This is a genomic window from Microbispora sp. H10836 (genome assembly GCF_012999525.1).
Classification (GTDB): Bacteria; Actinomycetota; Actinomycetes; order Streptosporangiales; family Streptosporangiaceae; genus Microbispora.
Window position 1 is genome coordinate 1 of record NZ_JABBWU010000047.1, and the last position, 7,325, is coordinate 7,325.

Annotated in this window: 4 protein-coding genes; 3 read left to right on the forward strand and 1 reads right to left on the reverse strand. The window is 68.1% G+C overall.

Annotated elements, in window-relative coordinates:
* Window positions 1–191: 191 nt before the first annotated feature.
* Together HHX30_RS40100 and HHX30_RS40105 are read left to right on the forward strand one after the other, a co-directional pair.
* Window positions 192–446 (forward strand): ROK family protein, encoded by a 255-nt coding sequence (locus HHX30_RS40100; RefSeq protein WP_169989176.1) that lies wholly within the window; start codon window positions 192–194, stop codon window positions 444–446.
* Window positions 447–666: 220 nt separating this feature from the next.
* Complete coding sequence (locus tag HHX30_RS40105) at window positions 667–4,593, forward strand: ThuA domain-containing protein (protein ID WP_169989177.1); 3,927 nt, start codon at window positions 667–669, stop codon at window positions 4,591–4,593.
* On the opposite strand, the gene HHX30_RS41105 is transcribed toward HHX30_RS40105, so the two are convergent.
* Window positions 4,590–4,811 (reverse strand): hypothetical protein, encoded by a 222-nt coding sequence (locus HHX30_RS41105; protein ID WP_211593482.1) that lies wholly within the window; start codon window positions 4,809–4,811, stop codon window positions 4,590–4,592. The genes HHX30_RS40105 and HHX30_RS41105 overlap by 4 nt on opposite strands.
* On the opposite strand from HHX30_RS41105, the gene HHX30_RS40110 reads away from it, so the two are divergent.
* On the forward strand, window positions 4,798–6,675 hold the full coding sequence (locus tag HHX30_RS40110) for a ThuA domain-containing protein (RefSeq protein ID WP_211593483.1): 1,878 nt from the start codon (window positions 4,798–4,800) through the stop codon (window positions 6,673–6,675). The genes HHX30_RS41105 and HHX30_RS40110 overlap by 14 nt on opposite strands.
* Window positions 6,676–7,325: the final 650 nt, after the last annotated feature.

Here is a 7,325-nt window from a genome sequence, read left to right on the forward strand (position 1 = left end):
GTCACAGTCGACGGCTCCCCCGTCCACGTCCTGGAAAGCGGCACCGGGCCCGCGGTGCTGATGCTGCACGGCTCCGGACCCGGTACGACCGGATCCGGAGCCTGGGCGACGACGGCACAGGCGCTGGCGACCGGCGCATGATGCAGGCGGTGGCACAGGTCGGCCAATAGCTCGGGCTCGGCGGCTCGATCGTGGCCAACCTGTTCAACCCGCGAGTGATCGTCATCGGGGGCTACTTCGCCTCACTGGCCGAGTGGCTGCTGCTCCACGCGCAGGATCAGCTGCAGCGGCTCGTGGTGGCCGCCCCCGCCGCCCAGTGCCGATTCGTCGCCTCCACGCTCGGCTTCGGCGCCGCTTCCCGCGGCGCCGCGAGCATGGTGGTCAACCGGATCATCGACGACCCGACCACGATCATGGATTCACTACCCCGGCCGACAGCCTACTGACGGCCCCCACAGACCTGGAGGCGGCACCTCTCCAGCAACCCCCCGTATCCGCAACCAACGCCAACAAGCGGCAACAAGCGCGGCGGCGCGCGCCTTGCCTGACGTCCCCCCGGTCAGGAAAGGGTTTCCCATGTCACCACGTCATCGAACGTGGGCCAGGCTGCTCGACGCAGCCCTGCCAGAAAACGGACGACGCCCGAGAGGTCGCACCGCGACCACGATGGCCTTAGCCCTCATCGCCCCTTTCATCACGCTCCTCGCGACGCCGGTGAGCGCCGAGGCCCCCACGGCGGCTGAGCCCGCTTTCGTCGCTGCACCGGCGCTGCTGCAGCCGTCCGCGTCTGGCGCCAAGGCCGCACCACCAGAGGTCAGCTTCAAGGTACTCGTGGTGCGCAGCACCCAGGACGCCGTGTCCTCGGCCGGTCTGGCCGCGATCCGGGATGCGGCCAGACCCGGTGAATTCACGGTCGTGGCGCCCGGGCCCGCTGACGTGGGCGACCATTTCACCGAGAAGAAGCTGAAGCAGTACCGCGCGGTCGTGTTCTTGGACACGGGTCGCGCGAGCCCGCTCACGGACACGCAACGCGCGAACTTCGAGAGCTACTTCCGCGACGGCGGCGGCTTCGTCGGCGTCGGCTCGGCGGTCGAGACCGACGAGTCCTGGTCGTTCCTGACCGACCTCCTGGGGACGCGTGCGTCCGGCAGGACCGACGTGCAATCGGCGGACGTGAAGGTCGCCGACCGCGTCCACGACGCGAGCAAGGATCTGCCGCAGTTCTGGTCGCGAACCGACAACTGGTACAACTTCACGAAGAACGTCCGCGGTATGTCACACGTCCTCGCCACCGTCGTCGAGGACCCGTTCGGGCCGCAGCCGCAGGGCGCCGACCTCGACGGGATCGCCGGGGGCACGATGGGCGCCGATCACCCGGTCTCGTGGTGTAAGGACTTCCGGGGCGGCCGCTCGTTCTACACCAGCCTGGGCAACACGGCCGCGAGCTTCGACGCCGGCCTCACCAAGCACCTCAAGGGCGCGATCGGCTGGGCCGCGGGCCAGGCCGACCCGGTCTACAGCGACTGCGGCGCGACCGTGCTGGCCAACTACCAGCAGACGAAGATCGGCTCGCCGCCGAACCTGCAGGAGCCGATCGGCTTCGACCAGCTGCCGGACGGCCGCGTTCTGCAGACGGACCGCCTCGGCTCGCTGCGCATGCACGACTCGACCACGGGCGTCACCACGGTCGTCGCCAACTTCGCCGACCCGAGCCTGCCGATGACGCAGCAGATCTACTCCGCGGGCGAGGACGGGCTCTATGGCCCGGCGGTCGACGCCAACTTCGCGACCAACAAGTGGGTCTACCTCTACTACTCGCCGAAGCAGGTCACAGACGTCAAGCTGAGCGACGGATCGGTCGTCACGCAGACCACGCCGAACACCACCCCGCCGAACGTGGCGGCGTCCAAGACCGCGTGGGATCCGTACGTGGGCTATTTCCAGCTCAGCCGCTTCAAGTTCGTCGACGCCACCGACAGCACGCCGGCGCACCTCGACATGGGCTCCGAGCAGCAGATCATGCGCGTGCCGGTCAACCGCCAGGAGTGCTGCCACGTCGGGGGCGACATCGACTTCGACAAGCACGGCAACCTCTGGTTGGTCACCGGCGATGACACGCCCGCGGGCGGCATCAACGCCGGCGGCTACGGGCCGTTCAACTCGCAGAAGACCGACGAGCAGCAGACCGTGCGCGTCACCAACGCGACGGGCGGCACGTTCACGCTGACCTTCGATGGCCAGACGACGCAGCCGATCGCGTGGAACGCGGATCGCGATGCGATCGACGCGGCGCTCGAGGCGCTCCCGAACATCGAGGCGGACGAGATCCAGACCAGCGGCGGCCCGGTCAACACGTCGAACGTCAACGTGTTCTTCCGCCGCGGCAAGCAGCAGTCCGACCAGCCGCAGATCACCGCCGACGGCGCCGGCCTGACCGGCACCGCCACGCCGGCGGTCGCCACCAGCACGGCGCAGGCGGGCGGCTGGTATCAGCGGCTCACCGGTGACTCGCGCCGCACCGCGCTGAACACCAACGACCTGCGCGGCAAGGTGCTGCGGATCAAGGTCAAGGACGGCGACATCTCCGCCGCCGACGCCAACAAGGTCAACTTGGGCTCCGGCACGGGCGCCTACTCGATCCCGTCGGGCAATCTGTTCCCGCTGGTCGCGGGCGCGCCGCAGGACAAGACGCGGCCGGAGGTCTACGCGATGGGTTTCCGCAACCCGTTCCGGATCCAGGTCGACGAGAACGACGTGGCCTACGTCGGCGACTACTCGCCCGACGCCCAGACACCGCAGCGCTCGCGCGGCCCGTCGGGCACCGGCCGCTACGAGATCGTGCGCAAGCCGTCCAACTACGGCTGGCCGACGTGCTACAAGCGCGACCTCGCGTACTACGAGTGGAACTTCCACGAGTTCGCGCCCGGCACCACCACCGCGGGCACGCCGCTGAACAACCCGGCTCAGAAGTTCGACTGCGACGGGCCGACGCAGCGCAACGACTCGCTGTGGAACATTGAGGGCGGTCCGACGGTCGAGCCGGGCCTGAGGGACGTCCCGCCGGTCACCGACCCGGACATCTGGTACTCCTACCGCGACAACAACACGAGCACGCCGCTCGGCACCCCGTGCGAGGCCGGCTATGCGCCGACCCCGGGCCCGATCGCGCCCGGCTCGACGACCGAATGCCCGCGGCTGTTCCCCGAGCTCTACACCGGCGGCGTCGGTCCGCACGGGGTCACGAAGTACCACTACGACCCGGAGAACCCGAACCCCAACAAGTTCCCGCCGTACTACGACGACTCGGTGATCATCAGCGAGTGGACGCAGGACACGCTGCGCGAGGTCAAGCTCGACAAACAGAGCAACCACGTCCAGAAGATCAACAACTTCCTGGATTGCGGCAGCCGTGCGAACGCCGGGGCAGGCAGGTTCCAGTTCGAGTGCGACAACCCGATGGACCTGCAGTTCGGTTCTGACGGCGCGTTCTACCTGCTGACCTACGGCAACGGGTTCAACGTCATCAGCCCCGACGCGGGCATGTACAAGTGGGAGTACGTCAAGGGCAAGCGCGCGCCGAAGGCCGTGCTCACCACGGACCGCACCGACGGCTCAACGCCGCTGACCGTGAACTTCTCCAGCGCCGGCTCGCTGGATGAGGATCCCGGCGACTCGATCCGCTACGAGTGGAACTTCGGCGACGGCTCGGCGATCGAGACCGACCCGAACCCGGCACACACCTACACGCGGTCCGGCCGCTACACGGCCGTGCTGACCGTGCTCGACTCGTCCGGCAAGCGAACCTCGACCAGCACTGTGATCACTGTGGGCAACACGAGCCCGAAGGTGGTCGTCAATACGCCGGTGGAGGGCGGGACGTTCACGTTCGGCGACGACATCCCGTTCTCGGTCACGGTCACCGACCCCGAGGACGGGACGGTGAATTGCTCCGAGGTGGAGGTGACGTTCGTGCTCGGCCACGACTCGCACGGCCACGCCGAGGAGTCCGTGAACGGCTGCTCGGGCGTGCTCCACACGATCGCCGACGACGTCTCACACGGCGGCAACGTCTCCGGCGTGATCCAGGCGCGCTACACCGACCACGGCGGTCCGGGCGGGGTCCCACAGCTGACCACGACCGGCCAGCACCAGATCCGCCAGAAGCACCAGGAGGTGGAGTTCGTCGTCAACCAGTCCGGCACCAACACGGCGAACAACACCGACGGCGCCGCCGGCGTGCACCGCGGCAGCCTGGGCTCGGGCGACTGGCTCCAGCTCAACGGCCCATTCAACCTGACCAACATCGATTCGATCACGTTCCGCGTGGCGGACGCGGCGGCCGGCCGCACGCCCGGGTCGCCGCTGGCGGCGATCGAGGTCCGTCAGGACTCGATCACCGGGCCGATCCTGACGACGGCCAACCTCGTGTCCACCGGCGGGACGGGAACCTGGACGAGCCAGACGTTCCCGGTCTCGATGTCCGGGACGCATGAGCTGTTCCTGGTGTTCCGCTCGGTCACGGGTGGCGCCACGGGCGGCAACCTGTTCAACCTCAACTGGGCCGAGTTCGTCGGCACGGGCATCGGCACCTAGCGAACCCGCCCGTACAGCGGCAAGAAAGAGAAGAAGCTCATGCGAAGAAGATTTCGCGCATCGGCAGTGGCCGCCTGCGTGACGGCGGTCGCACTCATCCCCGCGGCACCGTCGTGGGCAGAGGAAACGACACCGCCGACGATCAACGTGGCGACGCTGTCGCCCTCTGCGCCGACCGGCCAGAACAACTGGTACCGCGGCCCGGTGACGCTGAACATGTCGGCGACCGACGACGTCGGCATCGCCAAGTTCCAGTACTCGCTCAACGGCGGCGCCGCCTACATCGACGTGCCCGTCGAGGGGGCGCCGGCGTCGGCCACGGGGTCGGCGGTGATCACACAGGAGGGCAACACCAGCGTCCGGTACCGCGCGGTCGACACGTCCGGAAACGTCGCGGCGTTCCGCTCGATCTCGGTCCGGATCGACACGCGCGCGCCGGCCGCATCGTACCCGGCGATCACCGACGGTCACGTCGGTCACGTCGCCACACTCATCCCGACGCGCACGGACCCCGCCCCCGGCTCGGGCGGAGTGGCTGTGCTGAACATGTACCTCGACGGCAAGCTGGTCCCGCCGCTGCCGGTGCAGACCTCCGACCTGTCGCTCGGCGTGCACACGCTCGCGGTGCATCTCTCTGACGCTGCTTCCAACAGCGCGAAGTACACGCAGACGTTCATCGTGACGACATCGTTCGCGGACGTCGGCACGCTGATCACCCGGTTCGTGACCGCCGGCAGCGTCCCGGCGGAGGTCGGCGCGGCGCTCCAAGCCAAGCTCGACCAGGCGAAGGCGCTCGCCGACGCCGGTTCGGCCAAGCAGGCGAGCCAGGCCATGAACGAGTTCGTCTCGATCGTCGGCGACCAGATCGCGCCCGGCTCGGCCCGCAGCACACTCGTGGGCGATGCGCGTTACCTGATCGACCAGCTCAAGGGCCGGCTCGCGCCTGAGCCCGCGACGGGCCTCGAGTCTGAGCCCGCGGAGGGCCCGAAGTTCATCCCGGACCCGGTGCTCGCCCCGCTCCCGCACAACCCGGACGCCGACTACAACGTCCTGGTCTTCTCCAGGACGACGGGCTTCCGGCACGACCACATCCCGCACACCGTGGCCGCGATCCAGAAGCTCGGCATCGAGCAAAACTTCAACGTCGACGTCTACGACCCGCAACTCTCGACCGTCACGCTGCCCACGAGCCCCTTCCTGAGCCTCGACACGCTCAAGAAGTACGACACGATCGTCTTCGAGTCCAACGTCGGGCACCCGGGCCCGCTCGATGCGATCACCGAGCAGCCGAACTTCGAGGCCTACATGAACCAGGGCGGCGGCTATGTCGGCATCCACGGCGCCGCCGACTCGTTCGAGCTCCGCACCTGGCCGTGGTACGGCAACCTCGTCGGTGGGTTCTTCACCAACCACCCGAACGGCCAGAACGGGTTCGGCCAGTGCGGCAGCTGCATCCACGCCGAGGTGGTGACCGAGGACAACACGCACCCGGCGACCGCGCATCTCCCTGCCAAGTGGATGACGGTCGACGAGCTCTACAACTTCGACCGCAACATGCGGGCCGACGTGCACACGCTGCTGAGCCTCAACGAGGACAGCTACCAGCGCAGCCTCAACAGCGGCAACGCGGCCACCAGCCCACTGCGGCTGATGAACGGAGACCACCCGATCGCGTGGTGCCAGAACTGGGGCGGTGGCAAGGCGTTCTCGAACATCCTCGGCCACTTCCGGACGCATTACTACGACGACTCGTTCATGCGGATCATCCTCGGCGGGATCGAGACGACCGCCGACCGCACGGGCGCCAACTGTTCGTCCTACCGCGAGACCAGCCTGCTGATCGAGGCCGACCGAGCGGCCGGGCTGCTGACCGCGGCCGCCGCGGACGCCGCCGATGCCGCCCTGGACATCGCGCGGGACAGCTACCTGGCAACCAACTACACCACCGCCATCCCGGCGCTGAACTCGATCGTCGACCTGGCTAACGACAAGGCCTCCGGCGACGCTGCGGCGCGTTCCGAGCTCGCGCGGCAGGCGCGCGCGCTGCGGGAGTGGATGCAGAACCTCAACCGCAACCGCTGACCCGTTCACGCGGCGGGGGCGGTGAATCGCCGCTCCCGCCGCGCTGACGCTGTAACGCACCACTATCGCGGATTTATGCACGACCTTCTCGTGATCACCAACGAAACATCGGTAGGTGCCGCACGTGACCCATCCTCCGAAGGGAGCGGTGATGCGGTCGGGTCGACGCCCTGCAGGCGGCATTCGAACACTAGGTCCGGGCTTTCGCGGGCGCCGCCCCGCAGACCGGCCTCACGAGTACGCCGCGCCGTACAGGGTCTTCAGCCAGTCGAGAAGTCCTTCGGTCCTTGTGTGGCCCGGTGGCGAACCGAGCAGGACGTCGAGCATGCTCAGGGGAGCTTTAGGCGGTCGAAGTAGGGCGCTGGCGGGCGGTTCCGCGATGGTGCAGGATGGCTAGCATCCGTCACCTTTCCTATACGATCCGAGTGGCCGCCAGCATGCAGCAGCGTTGCGACCGATGTCAACAGGTTCGCGAAGCTGACGGAATGGCGGTAAAGGCTTGACGGGCGGGCCGGGGCCGAGAAATGCTGACTCAACCGGATCGGATCGGATCGGATCCACCTCACCCGCCCCATATGCGAGGAGAAGCAGGTGCCCAGAGCACTGCTCCTTACCGGCGATGCCGCCGAGGAGCTCGACACCATGTATCC

What these genes read in the sequence shown, in the direction of transcription:
- HHX30_RS40105 (WP_169989177.1), top strand. Translation starts at nt 667, where the DNA reads ATGGCCTTAGCCCTCATCGCCCCTTTCATCACGCTCCTCGCGACGCCG.
- HHX30_RS41105 (WP_211593482.1), bottom strand. Translation starts at nt 4,811, where the DNA reads ATGTTCAGCGTCACCGGGCCGCGGTACCAGTTGTTCTGGCCGGTCGGC.